The sequence below is a fragment of the Ochrobactrum sp. SFR4 genome (assembly GCF_019730395.1).
In the GTDB taxonomy this organism is placed as follows: Bacteria; Pseudomonadota; Alphaproteobacteria; order Rhizobiales; family Rhizobiaceae; genus Pseudochrobactrum.
In genome coordinates, this window is the sequence record NZ_JAAPBB010001140.1 from 1 (window position 1) to 247 (window position 247).

Sequence of the window (247 nt, forward strand, 5' to 3'; positions counted from 1 at the left end):
TGATCTTTGCTTCCTTGAACGTATAGAAGATTTCTCCGTCGAGCAGTTCATCACGGAATTTGGAGTTGAAGCTTTCACAATAGCCGTTCTCCCATGGGCTACCCGGCATAATGTAAGCCGTCTTGGCACCGACAAGCGCAATCCACTCCCTCAAAGCCTTGGCGATGAATTCCGGGCCATTGTCAGTACGAATATGCGCAGGAATGCCCCGTAAAATGAACAGATCGGTCAGAACGTCGATAACATC

At 49.0% G+C, this 247-nt stretch carries 1 protein-coding gene; it reads right to left on the reverse strand.

Annotation, left to right across the window (positions count from 1 at the left end; genetic code table 11):
* Positions 1-247, reverse strand: a 247-nt coding sequence (locus HBA93_RS22605; protein WP_221724728.1) for an integrase core domain-containing protein, incomplete at both ends; no start/stop codon positions are given.